This window comes from Pseudomonas sp. ZT5P21 (assembly GCF_054897785.1).
In genome coordinates this window covers 4,202,515-4,226,155 of the sequence record NZ_CM142705.1, presented here as the reverse complement: position 1 = coordinate 4,226,155, position 23,641 = coordinate 4,202,515, and the positions used below count along the sequence as shown (strand labels likewise).

The window sequence follows — 23,641 nt, the reverse complement described above, 5'->3', positions numbered from 1 at the left end:
TGCCTGCAAGCGTCTAGCTTGCCCATCATTTCGGGCATTGAGTTGACTAGGGAAGTTGCTATTGCATGTGGCGTGAAACCAAAATTCTGCTGATTGATGACGATAGCGTCCGCCGCCGCGATTTGGCGGTGATTTTAAATTTTCTTGGCGAAGAAAATTTACCCTGCGGTAGCCATGACTGGCAGCAGGCTGTCGGCTCTTTGTCATCAAGTCGTGAAGTGATCTGTGTCCTCATCGGGACAGTCAATGCTCCTGGCGCACTTCCGGGCTTGTTAAAGACACTCTCTACCTGGGATGAGTTCCTTCCGGTTTTGTTAATGGGCGATAATTCTTCCGTTGACCTGCCAGAAGACCAGCGTCGCCGAGTGCTTTCGACCCTCGAAATGCCGCCCAGCTACAGCAAACTGCTCGATTCGCTGCACCGTGCCCAGGTCTATCGCGAGATGTATGACCAGGCTCGCGAGCGCGGTCGTCACCGTGAACCCAATCTTTTTCGCAGTCTTGTCGGCACCAGCCGGGCGATTCAGCACGTCCGCCAGATGATGCAGCAAGTCGCCGACACCGACGCTAGCGTGCTTATCCTTGGCGAGTCGGGCACCGGCAAGGAAGTGGTCGCGCGCAACCTGCACTATCACTCCAAGCGTCGTGATGCGCCGTTCGTGCCGGTCAATTGCGGGGCGATCCCGGCTGAGTTGCTGGAAAGCGAACTGTTCGGTCATGAGAAGGGTGCCTTCACCGGGGCAATCACCAGCCGCGCCGGGCGTTTTGAACTGGCGAACGGCGGCACGCTGTTCCTCGATGAAATCGGCGACATGCCGCTGCCAATGCAAGTCAAGTTGCTGCGCGTGTTGCAGGAGCGCACCTTCGAACGCGTGGGCAGCAACAAGACCCAGAGCGTCGATGTGCGCATCATTGCGGCGACCCACAAGAATCTCGAAAGCATGATCGAGATCGGCACCTTTCGCGAAGACTTGTACTACCGCCTGAACGTGTTCCCGATCGAGATGGCGCCACTGCGCGAACGCGTCGAAGACATTCCGTTGCTGATGAACGAACTGATCTCGCGCATGGAACACGAGAAGCGTGGTTCGATCCGTTTCAACTCCGCAGCAATCATGTCGCTGTGCCGTCACGGCTGGCCGGGTAACGTCCGCGAACTCGCCAACCTGGTGGAGCGCATGGCGATCATGCATCCGTACGGGGTGATCGGCGTGGTCGAGCTGCCGAAGAAATTCCGCTACGTCGATGATGAAGATGAGCAATTGGTCGACAGCCTGCGCAGCGATCTGGAAGAGCGCGTGGCGATCAACGGTCATACGCCGGACTTCACCGCCAACGCCATGCTGCCGCCGGAAGGCCTGGACTTGAAAGACTACCTCGGTGGTCTGGAACAAGGGCTGATCCAGCAGGCACTGGATGACGCCAATGGCATCGTGGCGCGCGCCGCCGAGCGACTGCGAATTCGCCGCACCACACTGGTGGAGAAGATGCGCAAGTACGGCATGAGCCGACGCGACGGTGATGAACAGGCGGATGATTGACGCCTGTTTTTCAAGTCCTTAATTTATAGACGATTTTTTTTAGGCACGGGTATTGCTACATCCCTCGCAACGTTCCGTTTCACTGACGGTCAGCCACGCGAGAGAGCACGATGCCCCACGCCGCCCAGATGTCTCCTGCCCCTGACGCTTTGGGGCATCCGTCGTCCGTCGAGCAGGCAGGCCGGCTTGGCCTTGAGCAGGCGTTCGCGCTGTTCAATCAGATGTCGAGCCAGTTGACCGACTCCTACAGTATGCTCGAAGCCCGGGTCACCGAACTTAAGGGTGAGCTGGCGGTGGTCAGCGCTCAGCGCATGCAAGAGCTGGCGGAAAAAGAACGCCTGGCCAACCGTCTGCAAAACCTCCTCGACTTGCTGCCTGGTGGTGTCATCGTGATCGATGCCCAAGGCATTGTGCGCGAGGCCAATCCCGCGGCTTGCGAACTGCTCGGTCTGCCCCTCGAGGGCGAGCTATGGCGTCATGTCATTGCCCGTTGCTTTGCGCCGCGTGAAGACGACGGTCATGAAATCTCTCTCAAGGACGGTCGGCGCCTGTCGATCGCCACTCGCTCGCTGGATGCCGAGCCCGGCCAGTTGGTGCTGCTCAACGACCTGACCGAAACCCGCCACCTTCAAGATCAACTGGCCCGCCACGAACGCCTGTCGTCACTCGGTCGCATGGTTGCGTCGCTGGCTCATCAAATCCGTACGCCCTTGTCCGCGGCATTGCTCTACGCCAGTCATTTGAGCGAGCAAGAGTTGCCGGTCGCCACACAGCAGCGATTCGCCGCACGCCTGAAAGAGCGTTTGCATGAGCTGGAACATCAAGTGCGCGACATGCTGGTGTTCGCTCGCGGCGAACTGCCGCTGACCGATCGCGTTACGCCGAAGATGCTGATGCAGTCCTTGCAGTCGGCGGCATTGACCCACGTACAGGATTTGCCGATTCGCTGGCAGTGCGACAGTCATGCGGGAGAGTTGCTGTGCAACCGCGACACCTTGGTCGGAGCGATCCTGAACCTGATCGAGAACGCCATTCAGGCCAGTGCCGGCAACGTTCATTTAAAGGTCCACCTCTATACCCGTGGCAACAACCTGCGGGTAGTGGTCAGCGACAGCGGCAGCGGTATCGATACGAAAGTGCTGGCGCGTCTCGGTGAGCCTTTCTTCACCACCAAAACCACCGGCACCGGCCTTGGGCTGACCGTGGTCAAGGCTGTGGCGCGTGCTCATCAGGGAGAATTGCAGCTGCGCTCGCGGCTGGGGCGCGGCACTTGCGCGCAAGTGATTCTGCCGCTTTTTTCGGATGAGAAGCGTAGCGCTCAGGGAGCGGAGTGAAGGACATGGCTATCAAGGTTTTACTGGTCGAGGATGACCGCGCGTTGCGCGAGGCGCTGGCGGATACGCTGTTGCTCGCGGGGCACGACTACAAGGCTGTCGGTTCGGCGGAAGAGGCGCTCGAGGCTGTCGGTGCTGAAACCTTCAACCTGGTGCTCAGCGACGTCAACATGCCGGGCATGGACGGCCATCAACTGCTCGGCCTGTTGCGGGCTCGTCAGCCGCAATTGCCCGTGTTGCTAATGACGGCTCACGGCGCCGTGGAGCGCGCGGTCGATGCGATGCGCCAGGGGGCGGTGGATTATCTGGTCAAGCCGTTCGAGCCCAAGGCGCTGTTGGATCTGGTGGCACGTCATGCGTTGGGCAGTCTCGGCGCTCCCGACAGCGAAGGACCGGTAGCGTTTGAGCTGGCCAGTACGCAATTGCTCGAATTGGCTGCGCGGGTGGCGCGCAGTGATTCCACGGTGTTGATCTCCGGTGAGTCCGGGACAGGTAAAGAAGTGCTGGCGCGTTACATCCATCAGCACTCGCATCGCGCCAGCCAGCCCTTTATTGCGATCAACTGCGCAGCGATTCCCGACAACATGCTCGAAGCGACGTTGTTCGGTCACGAAAAGGGTTCGTTCACCGGCGCCATCGCGGCGCAGGCCGGCAAGTTCGAGCAAGCCGACGGCGGCACCATTTTGCTGGATGAGATTTCCGAGATGCCCCTCGGCCTTCAGGCCAAGTTGCTGCGCGTGTTGCAGGAGCGCGAAGTCGAGCGGGTAGGGGCACGCAAGCCCATCACGCTGGACATCCGCGTGGTCGCGACCACCAACCGTGACCTGGCTGGTGAGGTGGCGGCGGGCCGTTTTCGTGAAGACCTCTACTATCGCCTGTCGGTCTTTCCACTGGCGTGGCGTCCGTTGCGCGAGCGCACTGCCGACATCCTGCCATTGGCCGAGCGCCTACTGGCCAAACACGTCAATAAAATGAAGCATGCCGCGGCGAGACTGTCGCCCGAAGCGCAGGCGTGCCTGATCGGTTATCCATGGCCGGGCAACGTGCGAGAGCTGGACAACGCGCTTCAGCGAGCGTTGATTCTGCAACAGGGCGGCTTGATCCAGCCTCAGGATTTCTGTCTCGCCGGGCCGGTTGCCTGTGCGCCGTTGCCGACATTGGCGCCCGTGCCGGTGCGAGCGGTGGAGGTCGAGCCTGAGTCAGTGGGTGCGTTGGGCGATGATCTGCGTCGTCGCGAATTCCAGATGATCATCGACACACTGCGCTCCGAGCGTGGCCGTCGCAAAGAAGCGGCCGAGCGTCTGGGTATCAGTCCGCGGACGCTGCGCTACAAGCTGGCGCAAATGCGCGATGCCGGTATGGACGTGGAAGCTTATTTGTTCGCCACCTGATTTTTACGTTGTAGGAGCGAGCTTGCTCGCGACGGGCTCAAGAGCGCCGGTTTCATCTTGCAGCCCCGCGTTATCGTTCACGACCATCGCGAGCAAGCTCGCTCCTACAGATTGTGAACGGGTGTAGGGCTTTTGTTAAGGGCGGCCACGGAGCTGGCACTCTTGTTGCTAACACCTCACTACCCGCCGAGTGAGTGTCAAAAAATTGCGGGTCGCCAACGACGTAGCTTCGTCAAAGAGAGAAACCATGAGCCAAGGTATTGAATTCAATCGATTGATGCTGGATATGCGTTCCATGCAAATGGATGCCATGTCTGCGCCTAAATCGACTGCCGCCGTCCCGGAACTGAGTGGCAGCAGCTTTTCCGACATGCTCGGTCAGGCTGTCAATAAAGTGAACGATACACAGCAGGCGTCCAGCCAGTTGGCCAATGCCTTCGAGATCGGCAAGAGCGGCGTGGATCTGACCGACGTGATGATTTCCTCACAGAAGGCCAGCGTGTCTTTCCAGGCGTTGACCCAAGTGCGTAACAAGCTGGTTCAGGCATACCAAGACATCATGCAGATGCCGGTTTAAGGACGAGATTGAGTCATGGCAGAAGCAGTCGCCGATAATGTTCCGGTCAAGGCCACTCCGATAGACGGCAAACCGCCGCTGTTCGGCTTGTCCTTCCTGGAAAACCTCTCCGAGATGACCATGTTGCGTCAGGTGGGCCTGTTGGTCGGCCTGGCTGCGAGCGTGGCCATTGGCTTCGCCGTCGTATTGTGGTCCCAGCAGCCGGACTACCGGCCTCTGTACGGCAGCCTTGCCGGCATGGACGCCAAACAAGTCATGGATACCCTGGCGTCCGCTGATATTCCCTACACCGTTGAGCCGAACTCCGGTGCCTTGCTGGTCAAGGCCGATGACCTGTCCCGTGCGCGACTCAAGCTCGCGGGCGCTGGTGTCACTCCCAGCGATGGCAACATCGGATTCGAGATCCTCGACAAGGACCAGGGCCTCGGCACCAGCCAGTTCATGGAAGCGACCCGTTATCGTCGTGGCCTGGAAGGCGAACTGGCTCGGACCATTTCCAGCCTGAACAACGTCAAGGGTGCCCGCGTGCACCTGGCGATTCCAAAGAGTTCGGTATTCGTGCGCGACGAGCGCAAGCCAAGCGCTTCGGTTCTGGTCGAGCTGTACTCCGGTCGCTCGCTGGAGCCGGGTCAGGTGCTGGCGATCATCAACCTGGTGGCGACCAGCGTTCCTGAACTCAGCAAGTCGCAGATCACCGTCGTCGATCAGAAGGGCAATCTGCTCTCGGATCAGGCGGAGAACTCCGAACTGACCATGGCCGGCAAGCAATTCGATTACAGCCGTCGCATGGAAAGCATGCTCACCCAGCGCGTGCACAACATTCTGCAGCCGGTGCTGGGCAACGACCGCTACAAAGCCGAAGTCTCCGCCGACGTGGACTTCAGTGCCGTCGAGTCGACCTCCGAGCAGTTCAATCCGGACCAGCCGGCGCTGCGCAGCGAGCAGTCGGTCAACGAACAACGTACCGCCAGCAATGGCCCGCAAGGTGTTCCGGGTGCGCTGAGCAACCAGCCGCCGTCGCCTGCTTCGGCGCCGCAAACCACCGGTGGCGCTACCGCGTCGGCCGGCATGGTGCAGCCAGGCCAGCCATTGCTGGACGCCAACGGTCAGCAAATCATGGACCCGGCCACCGGCCAGCCAATGTTGGCACCGTACCCGGCAGACAAGCGTCAACAATCCACCAAGAACTTCGAGCTCGACCGTTCCATCAGCCACACCAAACAACAGCAGGGTCGTTTGAATCGGCTGTCGGTGTCGGTGGTGGTGGACGATCAGGTCAAGATCAACGCAGCCAATGGCGAAACCACCCGTGCACCGTGGAGCGCCGACGAATTGGCGCGCTTCACCCGTCTGGTACAGGACGCCGTCGGCTTCGACGCCAGCCGTGGCGACAGTGTCAGCGTGATCAACATGCCGTTCTCCGCCGAGCGCGGTGAAGTGATTGCCGATATTCCGTTCTACTCCCAGCCGTGGTTCTGGGACATCGTCAAGCAAGTGCTGGGTGTCTTGTTCATCCTGATACTGGTGTTCGGTGTGCTGCGTCCGGTGCTCAACAACATCACCAATGGCGGCAAAGGCAAACAACTGGGCCTGGGCAGCGACGTAGAGCTCGGTGGCATGGGCGGCCTGGACGGCGAACTGGCCAACGACCGCGTCAGCCTTGGTGGTCCGACCAGCATTCTGCTGCCGAGCCCGAGCGAAGGCTATGACGCGCAGTTGAATGCAATCAAGAGTCTGGTGGCTGAAGACCCGGGGCGTGTGGCCCAGGTCGTGAAAGAGTGGATTAACGCAGATGAGTGATAACCGAGCCGTTGCCGCCAAACTGTCCCGGGTCGACAAAGCCGCGATTCTGCTGCTGTCCCTGGGCTCGACCGACGCCGCCCAGGTGCTGCGCCACATGGGGCCCAAAGAGGTCCAGCGTGTGGGTGTGGCCATGGCGCAGATGGGTAACGTGCACCGCGAGCAGGTCGAACAGGTGATGAGCGAGTTCGTCGACATCGTCGGCGACCAGACCAGCCTGGGCGTCGGCTCCGACGACTACGTGCGCAAAATGCTCACGCAGGCGTTGGGTGAAGACAAGGCCAACGGCCTGATCGACCGAATTCTGCTGGGCGGCAACACCAGCGGCCTCGACAGCCTGAAGTGGATGGAGCCGCGCGCCGTTGCCGACGTGATCCGTTACGAGCACCCGCAGATCCAGGCGATCGTCGTGGCGTATCTCGATCCGGATCAGGCTGGCGAAGTGCTGGGCAACTTCGACCACAAGGTGCGTCTGGACATCATTCTGCGGGTTTCCTCGCTGAACACCGTGCAGCCAGCAGCCCTGAAAGAACTCAACCAGATTCTCGAGAAGCAGTTCTCCGGCAACTCGAATGCCTCGCGCACCACCTTGGGTGGCATCAAGCGTGCGGCCGACATCATGAACTTCCTCGACAGCTCGATCGAAGGCCAACTGATGGACTCGATCCGCGAAGTCGACGAAGACCTGTCCGGTCAGATCGAAGACCTCATGTTCGTGTTCAACAACCTGTCCGATGTCGACGACCGCGGTATTCAGGCGTTGCTGCGCGAAGTTTCCTCCGACGTACTGGTACTGGCCCTCAAGGGATCGGACGAAGGCGTCAAGGAAAAGATCTTCAAGAACATGTCCAAGCGGGCGGCCGAACTGTTGCGCGACGACCTCGAGGCCAAGGGCCCGGTGCGCGTCAGCGACGTGGAAACCGCACAGAAAGAAATCCTCACCATTGCTCGCCGTATGGCCGAAGCCGGAGAAATCGTTCTCGGCGGGAAGGGCGGCGAAGAGATGATCTAAGGTCACTATGTCGTCCAAACATGATGAGTCCCAAACCGACCTGATCCGTGCCAAGGACGTCGGTGGTTTCGATGTCTGGTCGCTGCCCAGTTTCGACCCGCATGTGCCGGAGCCCGAGCCTGAACCTGAGCCCGAGCCGCCGGAAATGGAAGAAGTGCCGCTGGAAGAAGTCCAGCCACTGACCCTCGAAGAACTCGAAAGCATTCGCCAGGAGGCCTACAACGAAGGGTTCGCCACAGGCGAGAAAGAAGGGTTCCACAGCACCACGCTCAAGGTTCGTCAGGAAGCAGAGGCAGTCCTGGCGCCGAAAGTCGTGGCGCTGGAACAGCTGATGGCCAACCTGTTCGAACCCATCGCCGAGCAGGACACCCTGATCGAGAAGTCACTGGTCGACCTCGTTCGGCACATCACCAAACAGGTGATTCAGCGCGAGCTGGCCATCGACTCGACGCAGATCGAACACGTCATGCGCGACGCTCTCAAGCTTTTGCCATTGGGCGTTGGCAATGTGCGGCTGTACATCAACCCGCAAGATTTCGAGCAGGTCAAAGCCCTGCGCGAACGCCATGAAGAAACCTGGCGTATCGTCGAGGACGAAGCGTTGTTGCCTGGCGGTTGCCGGGTCGAGACCGAGCACAGTCGCATCGACGCCACTGTCGAAACCCGGATCGCCAGGGTGATGGACAAGCTGTTCGATCAGTTGCACGAACAAGCCTTGCACCCGGCCGCGCCGGACCTGAGCCTGGAACTGCCGATCGACGACAAGCCTGGCGTCGAGCCCGAACCGGAAGATCCCGATGCGCCTTGATCGCACCAGCTTCGCCAAGCGCCTGGGCAGTTACGCCGAGGCCACGGAACTGGCCGGCGCACCGATCCTTGAAGGCCGCTTGTTGCGCATGGTCGGCCTGACCCTCGAAGCCGAAGGCCTGCGCGCCGCCATGGGCAGCCGCTGCATGGTGATCAACGACGACAGTTATCACCCGGTGCAGGTCGAAGCCGAAGTCATGGGTTTCTCCGGCAGCAAAGTCTTTCTGATGCCAGTTGGCAGCGTCGCCGGCATCGCGCCCGGCGCGCGCGTGGTCCCTTTGGCTGATACCGGCCGCTTGCCGATGGGCATGAGCATGCTCGGGCGGGTGCTGGATGGCGCCGGTCGTGCGCTGGACGGCAAGGGCGGGATGAAGGCTGAAGACTGGGTGCCGATGGACGGCCCGACCATCAACCCACTCAAGCGCCATCCGATCAGCGAGCCGCTCGACGTGGGCATTCGTTCCATCAATGGTTTGTTGACGGTCGGTCGCGGTCAGCGGCTCGGGCTGTTCGCCGGTACCGGCGTCGGCAAGAGTGTGCTGCTGGGCATGATGACCCGCTTTACCGAGGCCGACATTATTGTCGTCGGGCTGATCGGGGAGCGGGGTCGCGAAGTTAAAGAATTCATCGAACATATTCTCGGTGAAGAAGGCCTCAAGCGTTCAGTGGTGGTGGCATCTCCGGCAGATGATGCGCCACTGATGCGTCTTCGTGCCGCGATGTACTGCACGCGGATTGCCGAGTATTTCCGTGACAAGGGCAAGAACGTCCTGTTGCTCATGGACTCCCTGACCCGCTTCGCCCAGGCTCAGCGAGAAATCGCCCTAGCCATCGGCGAACCACCGGCGACCAAGGGTTACCCTCCGTCGGTGTTCGCCAAGTTGCCGAAACTGGTGGAGCGGGCCGGTAACGCCGAGAAGGGTGGCGGTTCGATCACGGCGTTCTACACCGTGCTGTCCGAAGGCGATGATCAACAGGATCCGATCGCCGATGCGGCGCGGGGCGTACTCGACGGGCATATCGTCCTGTCCCGACGTCTGGCCGAGGAGGGGCATTATCCTGCCATCGATATCGAAGCGTCCATCAGCCGGGTCATGCCATCGGTGGTGTCGCCGGAACACATGGTTCGCGCGCAGTATTTCAAGCAGTTGTGGTCACGTTATCAACAGAGTCGCGACTTGATCAGCGTAGGCGCTTACGTCGCCGGCGGTGACCGGGAAACCGACCTGGCGATTTCGCTGCAGCCACAGCTGGTCAAATACCTGCGTCAAGGACTTAACGACAGCATCTCCCTGGGCGAAAGCGAAGCCTATCTCGGCTCGATCTTCGCGCCTGCGGCTGGCGGTTAATCGATCATGGCCCAGAGTCGGGCAGGGCGTCTGGCGCCGGTGGTCGAAATGGCCGAGAAGGCCGAGAAAACCGCCGTACAGCGTTTGGGCCACTTTCAAGGCCAGGTTCGCCTGGCTGAAAGTAAACTCGCCGACCTTGAAGCCTTTCGTCTCGACTATCAGGAACAATGGATCATTCGTGGCAGCAGCGGCGTTTCGGGCCAATGGTTGCTGGGGTATCAAGGTTTTCTTGCGCAACTTGGCGTCGCCATCGATCAGCAGCGGCAAAGCCTGGTGTGGCATCAGAATAATCTGAACAAGGCGAGGGAAACCTGGCAGCAGGCGTTTGCCCGGGTTGAAGGCTTGCGCAAGCTGGTTCAGCGCTATGCTGATGAGGCGCGGCGGCTGGAAGACAAGCGCGAGCAGAAGCTGCTGGACGAGTTGTCTCAGCGGTTACCGCGGGAGAATCCATATTGAATCAGTTGGATCGCGTTATCGTTCTTCGCGGGCTTGTCCGCGAAGGCGTACTCGAAGATTCCACAACTTTTCAGCCTTGCCCCCATCCCCGCCAAGTGCTAAACCTTTTACACGTACGTTCACCGATGACAAGGAAGCCGCTCAATGTCAGTCGTTACAGAAATCTCCCCGAATGGGCAAAAACTGACGATATCGATCAAGGGACGATTCGATTTCGCCAAACATCAGGAATTTCGTGAATCCTACGAAAACCTTGAGCCAAAACCCGAGTCCTTCGAAGTGAACCTGAAGGACGCCACTTACCTCGACAGTTCAGCGCTCGGCATGTTGTTGCTGCTGCGTGATCACGCCGGCGGCGAGAACGCCGAGATCACGTTGACCCACGCCAACGCCGATGTGCGCAAGATTCTGGCCATCTCCAACTTCGAACAGATATTCGACGTGGCGTGACGGTCATGCAATCGGTGTTCGAACCGTTGACGATACTGATCGCTGAAGACAGCGCGGCCGATCGCATGCTGCTCTCGAGTATCGTCCGCCGCCAGGGCCATGAAGTGCTGACGGCGGGCAACGGTGCCGAAGCGGTTGAGGCGTTTTGTCAGCAACGACCGCAACTGGTCCTGATGGACGCGATGATGCCGGTGATGGATGGTTTCGAGGCGGCGCGGCAGATCAAGGCGCTGGCCGGCGAAACGTTGGTGCCCATCATCTTCCTGACGTCGCTCACCGAAAGCGAAGCGCTGGCTCGTTGTCTGGAAGCCGGGGGTGACGACTTTCTGGCAAAGCCCTACAACCAGGTGATCCTCGCCGCCAAAATCAAGGCGATGGATCGCTTGCGGCGGTTGCAGGCCACCGTGCTGGAGCAGCGTGACCAGATCGCCAGGCATCACGAATACCTGCTCAACGAACAGCGTGTGGCCAAGGCAGTCTTCGATAAGGTTGCCCATTCCGGCTGCCTGAACGCCCCCAATATCCGCTACCTGCAATCGCCCTACGCGCTGTTTAACGGCGACCTGTTGCTGGCGGCATTCACCCCGGCCGGCGACATGCATGTGATGCTCGGCGACTTCACCGGCCATGGTTTGCCGGCTGCCGTCGGGGCAATGCCACTGGCTGAAGTCTTCTACGGCATGACTGCCAAGGGCTACGGCCTGTCGGAAACCCTGCGCGAGATGAACGCCAAGCTCAAGCGCATCCTGCCGGTGGACATGTTCTGTTGTGCAACGCTGCTGTGCCTGAGTTTTCAGCGACGATCGGTGGAAGTCTGGAACGGCGGGATGCCGGACGGTTATCTGCACCGTACCGCCAGCGCAGAGCGCACGCCGCTGACGGCCCGGCATTTGCCGCTCGGCGTGCTGAGTCCGCAGACGTTCGATGATCGCACTGAAGTCTTTCCGATGGCCGTCGGCGATCGGATCTTCCTGTTGTCCGACGGGGTCATCGACACCTGCGACGCCCATGAGCAGTTGTTTGGTGTCGAGCGGTTGCAACAGGTGTTTGCGGCCAACCGTCAGCCCGACCAGCTTTTCGAAGAGATCGAGCAGGCGCTGCGGGATTTTGGCGGTGAGGCCCGCGATGATGTCAGCATGGTCGAAGTCAGCTTGCTTGAAGCGGCGCAGGTGAGTCCGTCCGCCCCGGTCTATTCCGATAGCGGCCAGTCCTGTCCGCTGGACTGGTCAGTGAGCTTCGAGTTCCGCGCCGCCACCCTGAAACGCTTCAATCCGCTGCCGTATCTTTTGCAGTTGCTGTTGGAGGTCCATGGTTTGCGCGCGCAGAGCGGGGCGCTCTACAGTGTCCTCGCGGAGCTGTACTCCAATGCGCTGGAGCACGGCGTTCTGGGTCTGGATTCGAGCCTCAAACGCGATGCCTCGGGTTTTGCCCGCTATTATCAGCAGCGCAATGCGCGTCTGGATGAGCTACACGACGGTTATGTCCGGGTGCATTTGCAGGTCGTGCCAGAGGGTGAGGGCGGTTGCCTGACGATTCGGGTCGAAGACAGTGGCAAAGGTTTTGATGTCGAGCGGCTGATGGCGCGCCCCCTTGATGGCACGCGTCTGTCTGGACGTGGTGTCAGTCTGATCCGTCAGTTGAGCCGCAACGCCAGCTGGTCCGACGAAGGGCGAACTGCCCGCGTGGAGTTTTTCTGGGAGGCTCTGGCATAATCCACGCATTCTTGATCAAGGAGTGAGCAAGTGGCTGACACACATCTGGATCGCGACGTTCTGAGCGCATTGCAAGAGGTCATGGAGGATGAGTATCCGGTGCTTCTGGATACCTTCCTCTCCGATTCCGAAGAGCGCCTGGGTCTGTTGCACAAGGCTGGCGATGCCGAGGCGCTGGGTGCCGCAGCGCACAGTTTCAAGGGCAGTTGCAGCAATATGGGCGCCCTTCGCCTCGCGCAGCTGTGCAATGAGCTTGAGCAGCGAGTCAAGCAGAAACCCTTGGAAGGCATTGAGAAACTGGTCGGAGAAATCGACGGCGAATTCGCCATTATCCGTCCCCTCTATGAAGCAGAGCGCCAGCGCTCTCTCACAGGCAGTGCGACCGTCCGGCGTTTTTAACGCCACTTGAGCAGAACTGGCTCAACCCTTGCAGCAATCACCGCAACTGTACCTACGATCCCAGTGCAGCGGAGACCGTTTCATGCCCGTTACCCCCAATATTCTTCTTCAGGCCGCCGCGCAGACCAAGACTCAAGCCGCTTCCGCCAATACACCGGCGCTGGCCGCTGAGCCCGGGGACAAGGCGTCCAGCTTCGCTCAGGTTTACGCCACTCAAGCGCAGAATAAACCCTCTGCGGCCTCCGATGGATCGGCGAAGCCGGTGCGCGATAAAACCCCGGATAGCCAAGGTAAAAAGGACGTCGGCAACGACAATTCTGCCGTCCCTGAACCGACGGTTGCCGATAGCGGCAAATCCTTGCCCGCCGATAAACCGGCGCCGAGCGACGACAAGACTGCCAGTGATGATGCAGCAGACGCTGTCGCAACGCCGGTGGCCGACACTGCGCCGGTTGATCCGACCCTAGATCCTGCTTTGTTGCCAGAGTTGCAACCCGTAGTGACCACCCCTGTTGCGGAGGCACCGCCAGTGGTCGCCTCCGGGCAACCGCAAGTCGAAGTGCCGGCCATTGCGTCAGCGATGGCCACGCCGGCGGCGCCGGTTGCCGCAACGACTGATGGCGATTTCGATCCTGAAGCCGACCCTCTCGATGCGTTGCCAGCGGTGCGCATGGCCATGGAGCAGGGTGGTCATATTTCGGCGGCGAGTCAGTCGCAGCCCAAGGCAGCACCGACATCCGCGCAGGCTCAGGCGGATGGCGAGCCGACCTCCGCGCAGAACTTTGCTGCCGGTATGGCTGGCATGCTCGATGTGCAGGCCGACAAGGACAGTACCAGTCAGGGTGGCGAGAAAGCGTTCAGTGGGCTGATCGATGACGGCCTCAAGAATCTGAAATCTGACAGCAGCGATACCCGCGTCGATGATTTCGCCAACCGTCTGGCCGCACTGACTCAGGCTGCCACGCCGAAAACCGCCAATGCCTTGCCGGTGAATCAACCGATTGCCATGCATCAGAGCGGCTGGACCGAAGAAGTAGTGAACCGGGTCATGTACCTCTCCAGTGCCAACCTCAAGGCGGCCGATATCCAGTTGCAGCCTGCCGAACTGGGTCGCCTCGATATCCGGGTGAGCATGGTGCCGGACCAGCAGACCCAGGTAACCTTCATGAGTGCGCACCCAAGCGTTCGCGAAGCGCTGGATGGCCAGATGCATCGCTTGCGTGACATGTTCGCGCAGCAGGGCATGGGTCAGGTCGATGTCAATGTCTCCGACCAGTCTCGCGGTTCGCAGCAAGGTCAGGACCAGGCTCAACAAAGTCAGGGCGGACGTACCAATGCCGGCGGCGGTCGTCTCGATGGCATGGATGAAGAGCTCGCGCCGACCGTTGCTGAAGTGGCGGCCAGCACGACTAGCGTTATCGGTTCCAGTGCGGTCGACTACTACGCCTGATAAGTCGCGGCGCCTCCAAAAGATCGCAGCCTTCGGCAGCTCCTACAGGGTGTATACCCTCCAAATGTAGGAGCTGCCGGAGGCTGCGATCTTTTGATTTCAGCGCCTGCCTGCCGCACCCTCCGACACTTCTGGCATAACACTTGCTCTTGCCTTGCCGTGCGACTGTGAAAACCCGAATAGTGACGGATTATTGGCATGGCGAAGAGCGAAGCAGCAGCTGTAAAAGACCCCGCAACCAAAGGCAAACTCAAGCTGATCATTGTGATCGTGGTGGCCCTGTTGCTGGCGATCGGCATGTCCGTTGGGGCGACCTGGTTCTTCATGCACAGTGCCCAGAGCAAACCTGCCGCCACGGCCGAAGCCGCCCCGGTCGGCAAGCAACCAGCGATTTTCGAACCCATGGCGCCGGCCTTCGTGGCCAATTACAACCAGAACGGCCGTCAGCGCTACATGCAGGTGAGCATTACCATGCAAGGCCGCAATCAGGCCGATCTGGAAGCGCTCAAAGTTCATATGCCAGTGATCCGCAATAACCTGGTCATGCTGTTCTCCGGGCAGGATTTCGCGACGCTGGCGTCGCCAGTCGGTCAGGAAATGTTGCGTCAGAAGGCTACCGCCAGCGTCCAGGAAGTGGCGCAGAAAGAGCTCGGGAAAGTAGTCATCGAACAGTTGCTCTTCACTAATTTCGTACTGCAGTAGGAACACGACATGGCCGTGCAGGACCTGCTGTCCCAGGATGAGATCGATGCGCTGCTGCATGGCGTCGATGACGGTCTGGTACAGACCGATACCGCTGCCGAGCCCGGCAGCGTCAAAAGCTACGACCTGACCAGCCAGGATCGCATTGTCCGCGGACGCATGCCGACCCTGGAAATGATCAACGAGCGTTTCGCTCGCTACACCCGCATCAGCATGTTCAACATGCTGCGCCGCTCGGCGGACGTTGCTGTCGGTGGCGTGCAGGTGATGAAGTTCGGCGAATACGTGCACTCGCTGTACGTGCCGACCAGCCTCAACCTGGTCAAGATCAAACCGCTGCGAGGTACGGCGCTGTTCATCCTCGACGCCAAGCTGGTGTTCAAACTGGTGGACAACTTCTTTGGCGGTGACGGCCGTCACGCGAAGATCGAAGGGCGTGAGTTCACCCCCACCGAACTGCGGGTGGTGCGCATGGTGCTGGAGCAGGCGTTCGTCGATTTGAAGGAAGCCTGGCAGGCGATCATGGAAGTGAACTTCGAGTACATCAACTCGGAAGTGAACCCGGCAATGGCGAACATCGTCGGCCCGAGCGAAGCCATTGTGGTCTCGACCTTCCACATCGAACTCGATGGCGGTGGCGGCGATCTGCACGTGACCATGCCGTACTCGATGATCGAACCGGTGCGCGAAATGCTCGACGCCGGCTTCCAGTCGGACCTCGACGATCAGGACGAGCGCTGGATCAATGCTCTGCGCCAGGATGTGCTGGACGTTGACGTGCCGATCGGTGCCACCGTTGCCCGTCGCCAATTGCGCCTTCGGGACATTCTGCACATGCAGCCGGGAGACATTATCCCGGTCGAGATGCCGGAAGAAATGATCATGCGCGCCAACGGCGTGCCTGCGTTCAAGGTCAAGATGGGCTCGCACAAAGGCAACCTCGCGTTGCAAGTGATCGAGCCGATCGAGCGCCGTTAAGCGGCGCTGCTCCCCTATTCGCTATTAACTGACGGCAGCCCGTTGAAGGGTTGCCCGCCGAGGACACATGATGGCTAACGACATGAATACCCAGGACGACCAGGCGCTGGCCGATGAATGGGCTGCGGCCCTGGAAGAAACCGGTGACGCCGGGCAGGACGATATCGACGCCTTGCTGGCCGCCGACGCCGCTAGCTCACCGTCCAACCGTCTGCCGATGGAAGAGTTCGGCAGCGTGCCGAAGAACAATGATCCAGTTACGCTGGACGGTCCGAACCTGGACGTGATCCTCGACATTCCGGTGTCCATTTCCATGGAAGTGGGCAGCACTGACATCAACATCCGCAACCTGCTGCAACTCAACCAGGGTTCAGTGATCGAGCTCGATCGTCTGGCCGGTGAGCCGCTGGACGTGCTGGTCAACGGCACGCTCATCGCTCACGGTGAAGTGGTGGTGGTCAACGAGAAGTTCGGCATACGCCTGACCGACGTGATCAGCCCAAGCGAACGCATCAAGAAGCTGCGCTGAGTGAAAAAGCTTCCAGGGTTGCTGCTGGCCTTGCCGTTCAGTGCGCTGGCCGCCGAAACGGCGGCGAACGCGGTCGCGAACGCCGCCCCTGCTGTCAGCAGTGGTGTGGCGGGTCAATTGACGCAACTGGTGCTCGGTTTGCTGCTGGTGGTGGGGTTGATCTTCTTCCTCGCCTGGCTGTTGCGGCGTGTCCAGCAAGCCGGACCCGCTGGCAAGGGGCAGGTGATCGAACTGATCGGCTCTCGCGCACTGGGCCCACGTGACCGATTGATGCTGGTACAGGTCGGCAACGAGCAGATTCTGCTCGGGTTGAGCCCCGGCACCATCACTGCGTTGCATGTACTCAAGGAACCGGTGCAAGTACCCGTCACCGAGAAAGCCACCCCGGAGTTTGCCCAGCGCCTGATGGAGCTGTTGGGCAAAGACCAGAAGGATAAGAAGTAATGGGTGCGCTACGCATCATCTTGACGCTGGCCCTGATGCTGGCCGCGCCGCTGGCCATAGCCGCCGGCCCGTTGTCGATCCCGGCGATCACCTTGGGCACGAATGCCGACGGCGCTCAGGAATATTCAGTCAGCTTGCAAATTCTGCTGATCATGACTGCGCTGAGTTTCATTCCGGCGTTCGTCATGCTGATGACCAGTTTCACCCGGATCATCATCGTCTTCTCGATCCTGCGTCAGGCCCTGGGCCTGCAGCAGACGCCGTCGAACCAGATCCTCACGGGGATGGCATTGTTTCTGACGATGTTCATCATGGCGCCCGTCTTTGATCGGGTGAATCAAGATGCCTTGCAGCCCTATCTGGCGGAAAAACTCACCGCCCAGGATGCCGTGGCCAAGGCTCAAGTGCCGATCAAGGACTTCATGCTGGCCCAGACGCGCAGCAGCGATCTGGAACTGTTCATGCGATTGTCCAAGCGCACCGACATCGCGACGCCGGATCAGGCGCCACTGACCATCCTGGTGCCGGCCTTCGTCACCTCTGAACTGAAGACCGCGTTCCAGATCGGTTTCATGATCTTCATTCCGTTCCTGATCATCGACCTGGTGGTGGCCAGCGTGTTAATGGCCATGGGTATGATGATGCTCTCGCCGCTAATCATTTCCCTGCCGTTCAAGATCATGCTGTTCGTGCTGGTGGATGGTTGGGCGCTGATCATCGGTACGTTGGCGAGCAGTTTCGGCGGTGTCTCGCCATGACGCCGGAAGTCGCGGTAGACATCTTTCGCGAAGCGCTCTGGCTGACCACCATGATGGTCGCTGTGCTGGTGATTCCGAGTTTGCTGGTGGGGCTTTTGGTAGCGATGTTTCAGGCCGCCACACAGATCAACGAACAGACCCTGAGCTTTTTGCCGCGCCTGCTGGTGATGCTGGTCACGCTGATCGTCGCCGGCCCGTGGCTGGTGCAGACATTCATGGAATACATCCTGCAGTTGTACGGCAATATCCCTCGGGTCATCGGCTAAGCCATGTCGTCGCTGCTGCAACTGACCGATACCCAGATCAGTACTTGGGTCGCTTCGTTCATATTGCCGCTGTTTCGCATCGGCGCGGTCCTGATGACCATGCCGATCTTCGGTACGACCCTGGTGCCGACCCGCGTGCGTTTGTATTTCGCCCTGGCGATCACGGTGGTCATCGTGCCCGGACTGCCGCCGATGCCGCAGGTTCACGCGCTGGACCTGAGCGCGCTGTTGCTGATCGCCGAGCAGGTGATTATCGGCGCATTGATGGGCCTCTCCCTGCAGCTGTTTTTTCAAGCGTTTGTCGTTGCCGGTCAGATCATTTCGATTCAGATGGGCATGGGCTTCGCCTCGATGGTCGACCCTACCAACGGCGTGTCAGCGGCGGTGATCGGGCAGTTCCTGACGATGCTGGTGACGCTGCTGTTTCTCGGCATGAATGGACATCTGGTGGTGTTCGAAGTACTGGCGGAAAGCTTCACCACCCTGCCGGTCGGCAGTGCGATGCTGCTTAACCACTTCTGGGAGCTGGCCAATAAGCTGGGGTGGGTGCTGGGCGCGGCGATGTTGCTGGTCATGCCGGCGATCACGGCGTTGCTGATTGTCAACATCGCCTTCGGCGTGATGACACGAGCCGCGCCACAACTGAACATTTTTTCCATCGGTTTCCCGCTGACCCTGGTGTTGGGTTTGGTGATCTTCTGGGTCGGTCTCGGCGACATTCTCAATCAGTATCAGCCATTGGCCACCGAGGCCCTGCAGCTGTTGCGTGATATGGCGCAGGCGCGCTAGCCATGGCCGAGAGCGAGAGCGGTCAGGACAAAACAGAAGACCCCACGGAGAAACGCAAAAAGGACTCCCGGGACAAGGGCGAGATTGCCCGATCCAAAGAGCTTAATACCCTGGCTACCATGCTGGCTGGTGCCGGCGGGCTGTTGATCTATGGCGGCGGACTGGCCCAGGATCTGCTGGAAATCATGCGCCTGAATTTCTCCCTGCCCCGGGAAGTGGTGCTCAACCCGGAGGCGATGGGTCGGTACCTGCTGAACTCGGGCAAGATTGCGATTCTGGCGACGCAGCCGATACTGCTGGTGCTGTTGCTGGCAGCGTTTTTGGGGCCGATTTCATTAGGGGGCTGGTTGTTCTCCGCCAAGACCATGGCCCCTAAATTCAGCCGGATGAACCCGGCGGCAGGCCTCAAGCGAATGTTTTCCAGTACGGCCGTGATCGAACTGCTCAAGGCGCTGGCCAAATTTCTGCTGATCCTGTTCGTGGCATTGACCGTCCTGCGCGCGGACATCGATGACCTGTTGCGCATTGCCCATGAGCCGCTCGAGCAGGCGATCATCCATAGCGTTCAGTTGGTGGGCTGGAGCACATTGTGGATGGCGTGCGGGCTGATTCTGATCGCGGCAGTGGATGTCCCGGTGCAGCTTTACCAGAGCCACAAGAAACTGCTGATGACCAAGCAGGAAGTGCGCGACGAGCACAAGGATCAGGAAGGGAAGCCGGAGGTCAAACAGCGGATTCGCCAGTTGCAGCGCGAGATGTCCCAGCGGCGGATGATGGCGGCTATTCCCGAGGCCGACGTGGTCATCACCAACCCGACTCACTATGCCGTAGCGCTCAAGTACGATCCGGAGAAAGGCAGCGCGCCGGTGCTGCTGGCCAAGGGTAGCGACTTCCTGGCGTTGAAGATCCGTGAAATTGCCGTGGCCAATAATGTGCTGTTGCTGGAATCGCCGGCGTTGGCGCGTTCGATCTATTACTCCACCGAGTTGGAGCAGGAAATTCCTGGCGGACTGTACCTTGCTGTCGCTCAGGTGCTGGCTTACGTCTACCAGATCCGCCAACACCGCGCCGGCAAGGGCAAGCGTCCTGAGCCGCTCAAGGATGATTTGCCGATTCCGCCGGATCTGCGCCGCGATTCCTGAGTTTTTGTGTTGCTACTGAGGCCCACTTCGCGAGCAAGCCCGCTCCCACCCTTGAGCGCGTTCTTCTGGAGGAATGCAGTCAAATGTGGGAGCGGGTTTGCTCCGGGTGGCATTCCGACGAAGGCGTCCGCAAAGACAAAACAGTTCCCCTGATCACCCCCCTATTTCAAACCCCCGCAAAAGTTGGAAGGCTTCTTGCAGTAGCCGCTCTGCGCCTGCTTCGGGCGTCAAAAGTTTGCTTTAAAGGAACGGGGAAAACCGGTGGATCGCTCTCAGTTTATCAACAGTGCCCGTACAAACGTCGCCGACTTGAGTCGGGGCAATCTGGGTGTGCCGCTGTTGTTGCTGATCATGCTGGCCATGATGATGCTGCCGATCCCACCGTTCCTGCTGGACGTGTTTTTCACGTTCAACATTGCGTTGTCCATCGTCGTCCTGCTGGTCTGCGTCTACGCCTTGCGGCCGTTGGATTTCGCGGTGTTCCCGACGATTTTGCTGGTGGCCACCTTGATGCGGCTAGCCCTGAACGTGGCCTCCACGCGCGTGGTGATGCTACATGGTCAGGACGGTCATGCCGCTGCCGGTAAGGTCATCCAGGCTTTCGGTGAGGTAGTGATCGGCGGTAACTACGTAGTCGGTATCGTGGTTTTCGCGATTTTGATGATCATCAACTTCGTCGTGGTGACCAAGGGCGCCGGGCGGATTTCCGAGGTGAGCGCACGTTTCACCCTCGATGCGATGCCCGGCAAACAAATGGCGATCGACGCCGATTTGAACGCCGGGCTGATCGATCAGAACCAGGCCAAAATGCGCCGGATGGAAGTGGCCCAGGAGGCCGAGTTCTACGGTTCCATGGACGGTGCCAGCAAATTTGTTCGCGGCGACGCCATCGCCGGTTTGCTGATTCTGTTCATCAACCTGATCGGCGGCATGGCGGTCGGTATTTTCCAGCACGGCATGACTTTCGGCGATGCCGGCAAGGTTTATGCGCTGCTGACCATTGGTGACGGTTTGGTGGCGCAATTGCCATCACTGCTGTTGTCCACTGCCGCCGCGATCATGGTGACCCGTGCTTCCGGTTCGGAAGACATGGGCAAGCAGATCAATCGCCAGATGTTCGCCTCGCCCAAGGCGCTGGCCGTGGCGGCGGGTCTGATGGCAGTGATGGGCCTGGTGCCCGGCATGCCGCACTTCTCCTTTCTGAGCATGGCGGCCCTCGCGGCCGGTGGCGCGTACCTGTTCTGGAAGAAGCAGAACGCCGTCAAGGTCCACGCTCTGCAAGAGGTCAAGCGTCAGCAGGAGCTGCTGCCATCGCCGGCCCGCGCTCAGGAAACCAAGGAGCTTGGCTGGGACGATGTCACCCCGATCGACATGATTGGTCTGGAAGTCGGTTATCGCCTGATTCCCCTGGTGGATCGCAATCAGGGCGGTCAGTTGCTGGCGCGGATCAAGGGTGTGCGCAAGAAGCTTTCCCAGGATTTGGGTTTCCTCATGCCGACTGTGCATATCCGCGACAACCTCGACCTCGCGCCAAGTGCCTATCGACTGACCCTGATGGGGGTGATCCTGGCCGAAGCGGAAATTTATCCAGATCGTGAACTGGCGATCAACCCGGGACAGGTCTACGGTTCGCTCAACGGCATTACCGCCAAAGATCCGGCTTTTGGGCTAGAGGCGGTGTGGATCGAAGTCAGCCAGCGTGCGCAGGCGCAATCCCTCGGTTACACCGTGGTCGATGCCAGTACAGTGGTGGCAACGCACTTGAACCAGATTTTGTACAAGCATTCCAGTGAGCTGATCGGCCACGAAGAAGTGCAGCAACTCATGCAATTGCTGGCCAAAAGCTCGCCGAAACTGGCCGAGGAGCTGGTGCCGGGCGTGGTCTCGTTGTCGCAGTTGCTCAAGGTTCTCCAGGCGTTGCTGGCCGAGCAGGTACCCGTGCGGGACATTCGCAGCATCGCCGAGGCCATCGCCAACAATGCCGCCAAGAGTCAAGATACTGCCGCGCTGGTGGCCGCTGTACGCGTCGGCGTATCCCGCGCAATCGTCCAAAGCATTGTAGGGACTGAGTCGGAGCTGCCAGTTATCACTCTTGAGCCAAGGTTGGAACAAATATTGCTCAATAGTCTTCAGAAGGCAGGACAAGGCTCGGAAGAGGGCGTTCTGCTGGAGCCAAGCATGGCTGAAAAACTGCAGCGCTCGTTGATCGAAGCGGCGCAGCGTCAGGAAATGCAAGGTCAACCGGTGATTCTGCTGGTGGCCGGTCCGGTTCGCGCGATGCTGTCGCGATTTGGCCGACTGGCAGTCCCGGGTTTGCATGTGTTGGCTTACCAGGAAATCCCTGACAACAAGCAAGTGACCATCGTTGCGACAGTAGGGCCCAACGGCTGAGGTAGTGGTTTATGCAAGTTAAGCGTTTTTTCGCCGCCGATATGCGTCAGGCCATGAAGCTGGTTCGTGATGAGCTGGGCGCCGATGCCGCCATCATTGGCAACCGCCGGATCGCCGGTGGTGTGGAGCTGACGGCTGCCCTGGATTACAAACTGTCGGCGCTGGCCCCGCGTGTTCCGAACATGGAACTCGAGGACGAGCTGCGCAAGACCCAGTCGCGGATCGTGACCGCCCAGGCCGAACTGAGCCTGCGTAGCGAGGGCGAGAGCGACAAAGCCACCAATCGCCAGTTGTTCGCCGGCCTGCCGTTGACCGCCGCCGAGCCGCTGATCGAACCGACTTACACCGAACCCCGCCGTGCAGCGCCGGCCCCTGCGCCAGTCTCCGCCGGTGTCGATCCGCGGGCGTTCGACTCGATGCGTTTCGAACTCAACAGCCTGCGCGAACTGATGGAAGTGCAACTCGGTTCGCTGGCCTGGAACCAGTTGCAAGGCAGTCGTCCGGCCCAGGCCAACCTGTGGCGCCGCCTGCAACGGATCGGTTTATCCGGCCCGTTGTCCCGCGACCTGCTGGCGATGATTACCGACATTGAAGAACCTCGCCAGGCCTGGCGCATGTTGTTGGCGCACCTGGCGCGGATGATTGCCACACCGGAAGTCGAGCCGCTGGAAGAGGGCGGTGTGATTGCCATGGTCGGTCCTGCCGGCATGGGCAAGACCACCACTCTGGCCAAACTCGCGGCCCGTTACGTGCTCAAGTACGGCGCGCAGAACATCGCGCTGGTGAGCATGGACAGCTACCGCATCGGTGCTCAGGAACAACTCAAGACCCTGGGTCGGATCCTCAACGTGTCGGTAACGCACGTCGACCCGGGCCAGTCTCTGGTGCAGGCGCTGGAGCCTTTGCTGCGCAAGCGTGTGGTGCTGATCGATACGGCGGGCCTTCAGGCCAGCGATCCGGCACTGCGCATGCAGCTCGAGAGCCTGGCCGGTCGTGGCATCAAATCAAAAAATTATCTGGTTCTGGCAACCACCAGCCAGAAACAGGTTCTAACCGCCGCTTATCACAGTTACAAGCGCTGCGGGCTCGCTGGCTGCATCCTGACTAAACTGGATGAAACAGCAAGCTTGGGCGAGGTGTTGAGCCTGGCAATCAGTCATGAGTTACCGGTGGCTTACCTGACCGATGGGCCGCGGATTCCGGATGATTTGCATCTGCCGCGGCGTCATCAATTGGTCAGCCGCGCCGTCAGCGTGCAAATGCAGGAAGAACCCAGCGAAGAAGCCATGGCTGACATGTTCGCTGATATTTACCACAGCCCGACCAAGCAGGTCGGCTGAGGTATTAATGAACAGTTTTTGTAC

At 60.0% G+C, this 23,641-nt stretch carries 23 protein-coding genes; all 23 read left to right on the top strand.

Going from position 1 to position 23,641, the window contains the following annotated elements; genetic code table 11:
* Positions 1 to 65: 65 nt before the first annotated feature.
* Positions 66 to 1,541, top strand: coding sequence for a sigma-54 dependent transcriptional regulator (locus ACYZT9_RS19600; protein WP_008044600.1), 1,476 nt, complete (start codon positions 66 to 68; stop codon positions 1,539 to 1,541).
* Positions 1,542 to 1,669: 128 nt separating this feature from the next.
* Positions 1,670 to 2,875, top strand: a complete 1,206-nt coding sequence (locus tag ACYZT9_RS19595) for a sensor histidine kinase (protein WP_462010261.1) — start codon at positions 1,670 to 1,672, stop codon at positions 2,873 to 2,875.
* Positions 2,876 to 2,880: 5 nt separating this feature from the next.
* Positions 2,881 to 4,266: a sigma-54-dependent transcriptional regulator gene (locus ACYZT9_RS19590; protein WP_462006997.1), complete on the top strand. Its 1,386-nt coding sequence runs from the start codon at positions 2,881 to 2,883 to the stop codon at positions 4,264 to 4,266.
* A gap of 247 nt (positions 4,267 to 4,513) precedes the next feature.
* Positions 4,514 to 4,843, top strand: a complete 330-nt coding sequence (gene fliE / locus ACYZT9_RS19585; RefSeq protein ID WP_017337179.1) for a flagellar hook-basal body complex protein FliE — start codon at positions 4,514 to 4,516, stop codon at positions 4,841 to 4,843.
* Between the two features lie 15 nt (positions 4,844 to 4,858).
* Positions 4,859 to 6,643 carry a flagellar basal-body MS-ring/collar protein FliF gene (gene fliF / locus ACYZT9_RS19580; protein ID WP_462006996.1) on the top strand — a complete coding sequence of 595 codons (1,785 nt, stop codon included), beginning with the start codon at positions 4,859 to 4,861 and terminating at the stop codon, positions 6,641 to 6,643.
* A complete protein-coding gene (fliG, locus tag ACYZT9_RS19575; protein ID WP_008006649.1) occupies positions 6,636 to 7,655 on the top strand; it encodes a flagellar motor switch protein FliG in 1,020 nt (339 codons plus the stop codon). The genes fliF and fliG overlap by 8 nt, the downstream gene beginning before the upstream one ends.
* Before the next feature lie 7 nt (positions 7,656 to 7,662).
* The gene (fliH, locus tag ACYZT9_RS19570) at positions 7,663 to 8,463 is read left to right on the top strand and encodes a flagellar assembly protein FliH (RefSeq protein WP_462006995.1); all 801 of its coding nucleotides are present in this window, start codon (positions 7,663 to 7,665) and stop codon (positions 8,461 to 8,463) included.
* A complete protein-coding gene (fliI, locus tag ACYZT9_RS19565) occupies positions 8,453 to 9,811 on the top strand; it encodes a flagellar protein export ATPase FliI (RefSeq protein ID WP_262163966.1) in 1,359 nt (452 codons plus the stop codon). Before fliH ends, fliI begins: the two co-directional genes overlap by 11 nt.
* 6 nt (positions 9,812 to 9,817) lie before the next feature.
* Entirely contained in the window at positions 9,818 to 10,267 is a 450-nt protein-coding gene (gene fliJ / locus ACYZT9_RS19560; protein WP_462006994.1) for a flagellar export protein FliJ, read from the top strand.
* 144 nt (positions 10,268 to 10,411) lie between these two features.
* The gene (locus tag ACYZT9_RS19555) at positions 10,412 to 10,717 is read left to right on the top strand and encodes an STAS domain-containing protein (protein ID WP_462006993.1); all 306 of its coding nucleotides are present in this window, start codon (positions 10,412 to 10,414) and stop codon (positions 10,715 to 10,717) included.
* Positions 10,718 to 10,722: 5 nt separating this feature from the next.
* Entirely contained in the window at positions 10,723 to 12,429 is a 1,707-nt protein-coding gene (locus ACYZT9_RS19550) for an ATP-binding SpoIIE family protein phosphatase (RefSeq protein ID WP_462006992.1), read from the top strand.
* Between the two features lie 30 nt (positions 12,430 to 12,459).
* Positions 12,460 to 12,828 (top strand): Hpt domain-containing protein, encoded by a 369-nt coding sequence (locus ACYZT9_RS19545; RefSeq protein ID WP_462006991.1) that lies wholly within the window; start codon positions 12,460 to 12,462, stop codon positions 12,826 to 12,828.
* Positions 12,829 to 12,910: 82 nt separating this feature from the next.
* Positions 12,911 to 14,278, top strand: a complete 1,368-nt coding sequence (locus ACYZT9_RS19540) for a flagellar hook-length control protein FliK (protein ID WP_462006990.1) — start codon at positions 12,911 to 12,913, stop codon at positions 14,276 to 14,278.
* 198 nt (positions 14,279 to 14,476) lie between these two features.
* Positions 14,477 to 14,980: a flagellar basal body-associated protein FliL gene (gene fliL / locus ACYZT9_RS19535; RefSeq protein WP_462006989.1), complete on the top strand. Its 504-nt coding sequence runs from the start codon at positions 14,477 to 14,479 to the stop codon at positions 14,978 to 14,980.
* Between the two features lie 9 nt (positions 14,981 to 14,989).
* Positions 14,990 to 15,958 (top strand): flagellar motor switch protein FliM, encoded by a 969-nt coding sequence (gene fliM, locus ACYZT9_RS19530; RefSeq protein ID WP_149629158.1) that lies wholly within the window; start codon positions 14,990 to 14,992, stop codon positions 15,956 to 15,958.
* A 70-nt stretch (positions 15,959 to 16,028) separates the two neighbouring features.
* Entirely contained in the window at positions 16,029 to 16,487 is a 459-nt protein-coding gene (gene fliN, locus ACYZT9_RS19525) for a flagellar motor switch protein FliN (RefSeq protein ID WP_008151080.1), read from the top strand.
* Positions 16,488 to 16,931, top strand: coding sequence for a flagellar biosynthetic protein FliO (gene fliO, locus ACYZT9_RS19520; RefSeq protein ID WP_462006988.1), 444 nt, complete (start codon positions 16,488 to 16,490; stop codon positions 16,929 to 16,931).
* Positions 16,931 to 17,689, top strand: coding sequence for a flagellar type III secretion system pore protein FliP (gene fliP / locus ACYZT9_RS19515; protein ID WP_462006987.1), 759 nt, complete (start codon positions 16,931 to 16,933; stop codon positions 17,687 to 17,689). Before fliO ends, fliP begins: the two co-directional genes overlap by 1 nt.
* Positions 17,686 to 17,955, top strand: coding sequence for a flagellar biosynthesis protein FliQ (gene fliQ, locus ACYZT9_RS19510; RefSeq protein WP_008024593.1), 270 nt, complete (start codon positions 17,686 to 17,688; stop codon positions 17,953 to 17,955). Before fliP ends, fliQ begins: the two co-directional genes overlap by 4 nt.
* A gap of 3 nt (positions 17,956 to 17,958) precedes the next feature.
* Positions 17,959 to 18,744: a flagellar biosynthetic protein FliR gene (fliR, locus tag ACYZT9_RS19505; RefSeq protein ID WP_462006986.1), complete on the top strand. Its 786-nt coding sequence runs from the start codon at positions 17,959 to 17,961 to the stop codon at positions 18,742 to 18,744.
* A 2-nt stretch (positions 18,745 to 18,746) separates the two neighbouring features.
* Positions 18,747 to 19,886 (top strand): flagellar biosynthesis protein FlhB, encoded by a 1,140-nt coding sequence (gene flhB / locus ACYZT9_RS19500; protein ID WP_462006985.1) that lies wholly within the window; start codon positions 18,747 to 18,749, stop codon positions 19,884 to 19,886.
* A 261-nt stretch (positions 19,887 to 20,147) separates the two neighbouring features.
* Positions 20,148 to 22,277, top strand: coding sequence for a flagellar biosynthesis protein FlhA (gene flhA, locus ACYZT9_RS19495; protein ID WP_462006984.1), 2,130 nt, complete (start codon positions 20,148 to 20,150; stop codon positions 22,275 to 22,277).
* Between the two features lie 11 nt (positions 22,278 to 22,288).
* Complete coding sequence (flhF, locus tag ACYZT9_RS19490; protein WP_462006983.1) at positions 22,289 to 23,617, top strand: flagellar biosynthesis protein FlhF; 1,329 nt, start codon at positions 22,289 to 22,291, stop codon at positions 23,615 to 23,617.
* The last annotated feature ends 24 nt before the right edge of the window (positions 23,618 to 23,641 follow it).

Excerpts from the sequence above, each read along its gene's own strand:
- ACYZT9_RS19600 (WP_008044600.1), top strand. The coding sequence starts at position 66 with ATGTGGCGTGAAACCAAAATTCTGCTGATTGATGACGATAGCGTCCGC.
- ACYZT9_RS19595 (WP_462010261.1), top strand. The coding sequence starts at position 1,670 with ATGTCTCCTGCCCCTGACGCTTTGGGGCATCCGTCGTCCGTCGAGCAG.
- ACYZT9_RS19590 (WP_462006997.1), top strand. The coding sequence starts at position 2,881 with ATGGCTATCAAGGTTTTACTGGTCGAGGATGACCGCGCGTTGCGCGAG.
- fliE (WP_017337179.1), top strand. The coding sequence starts at position 4,514 with ATGAGCCAAGGTATTGAATTCAATCGATTGATGCTGGATATGCGTTCC.
- fliF (WP_462006996.1), top strand. The coding sequence starts at position 4,859 with ATGGCAGAAGCAGTCGCCGATAATGTTCCGGTCAAGGCCACTCCGATA.
- fliG (WP_008006649.1), top strand. The coding sequence starts at position 6,636 with ATGAGTGATAACCGAGCCGTTGCCGCCAAACTGTCCCGGGTCGACAAA.
- fliH (WP_462006995.1), top strand. The coding sequence starts at position 7,663 with ATGTCGTCCAAACATGATGAGTCCCAAACCGACCTGATCCGTGCCAAG.
- fliI (WP_262163966.1), top strand. The coding sequence starts at position 8,453 with ATGCGCCTTGATCGCACCAGCTTCGCCAAGCGCCTGGGCAGTTACGCC.
- fliJ (WP_462006994.1), top strand. The coding sequence starts at position 9,818 with ATGGCCCAGAGTCGGGCAGGGCGTCTGGCGCCGGTGGTCGAAATGGCC.
- ACYZT9_RS19555 (WP_462006993.1), top strand. The coding sequence starts at position 10,412 with ATGTCAGTCGTTACAGAAATCTCCCCGAATGGGCAAAAACTGACGATA.
- ACYZT9_RS19550 (WP_462006992.1), top strand. The coding sequence starts at position 10,723 with ATGCAATCGGTGTTCGAACCGTTGACGATACTGATCGCTGAAGACAGC.
- ACYZT9_RS19540 (WP_462006990.1), top strand. The coding sequence starts at position 12,911 with ATGCCCGTTACCCCCAATATTCTTCTTCAGGCCGCCGCGCAGACCAAG.
- fliL (WP_462006989.1), top strand. The coding sequence starts at position 14,477 with ATGGCGAAGAGCGAAGCAGCAGCTGTAAAAGACCCCGCAACCAAAGGC.
- fliM (WP_149629158.1), top strand. The coding sequence starts at position 14,990 with ATGGCCGTGCAGGACCTGCTGTCCCAGGATGAGATCGATGCGCTGCTG.
- fliN (WP_008151080.1), top strand. The coding sequence starts at position 16,029 with ATGGCTAACGACATGAATACCCAGGACGACCAGGCGCTGGCCGATGAA.
- fliP (WP_462006987.1), top strand. The coding sequence starts at position 16,931 with ATGGGTGCGCTACGCATCATCTTGACGCTGGCCCTGATGCTGGCCGCG.
- fliQ (WP_008024593.1), top strand. The coding sequence starts at position 17,686 with ATGACGCCGGAAGTCGCGGTAGACATCTTTCGCGAAGCGCTCTGGCTG.
- fliR (WP_462006986.1), top strand. The coding sequence starts at position 17,959 with ATGTCGTCGCTGCTGCAACTGACCGATACCCAGATCAGTACTTGGGTC.
- flhB (WP_462006985.1), top strand. The coding sequence starts at position 18,747 with ATGGCCGAGAGCGAGAGCGGTCAGGACAAAACAGAAGACCCCACGGAG.
- flhF (WP_462006983.1), top strand. The coding sequence starts at position 22,289 with ATGCAAGTTAAGCGTTTTTTCGCCGCCGATATGCGTCAGGCCATGAAG.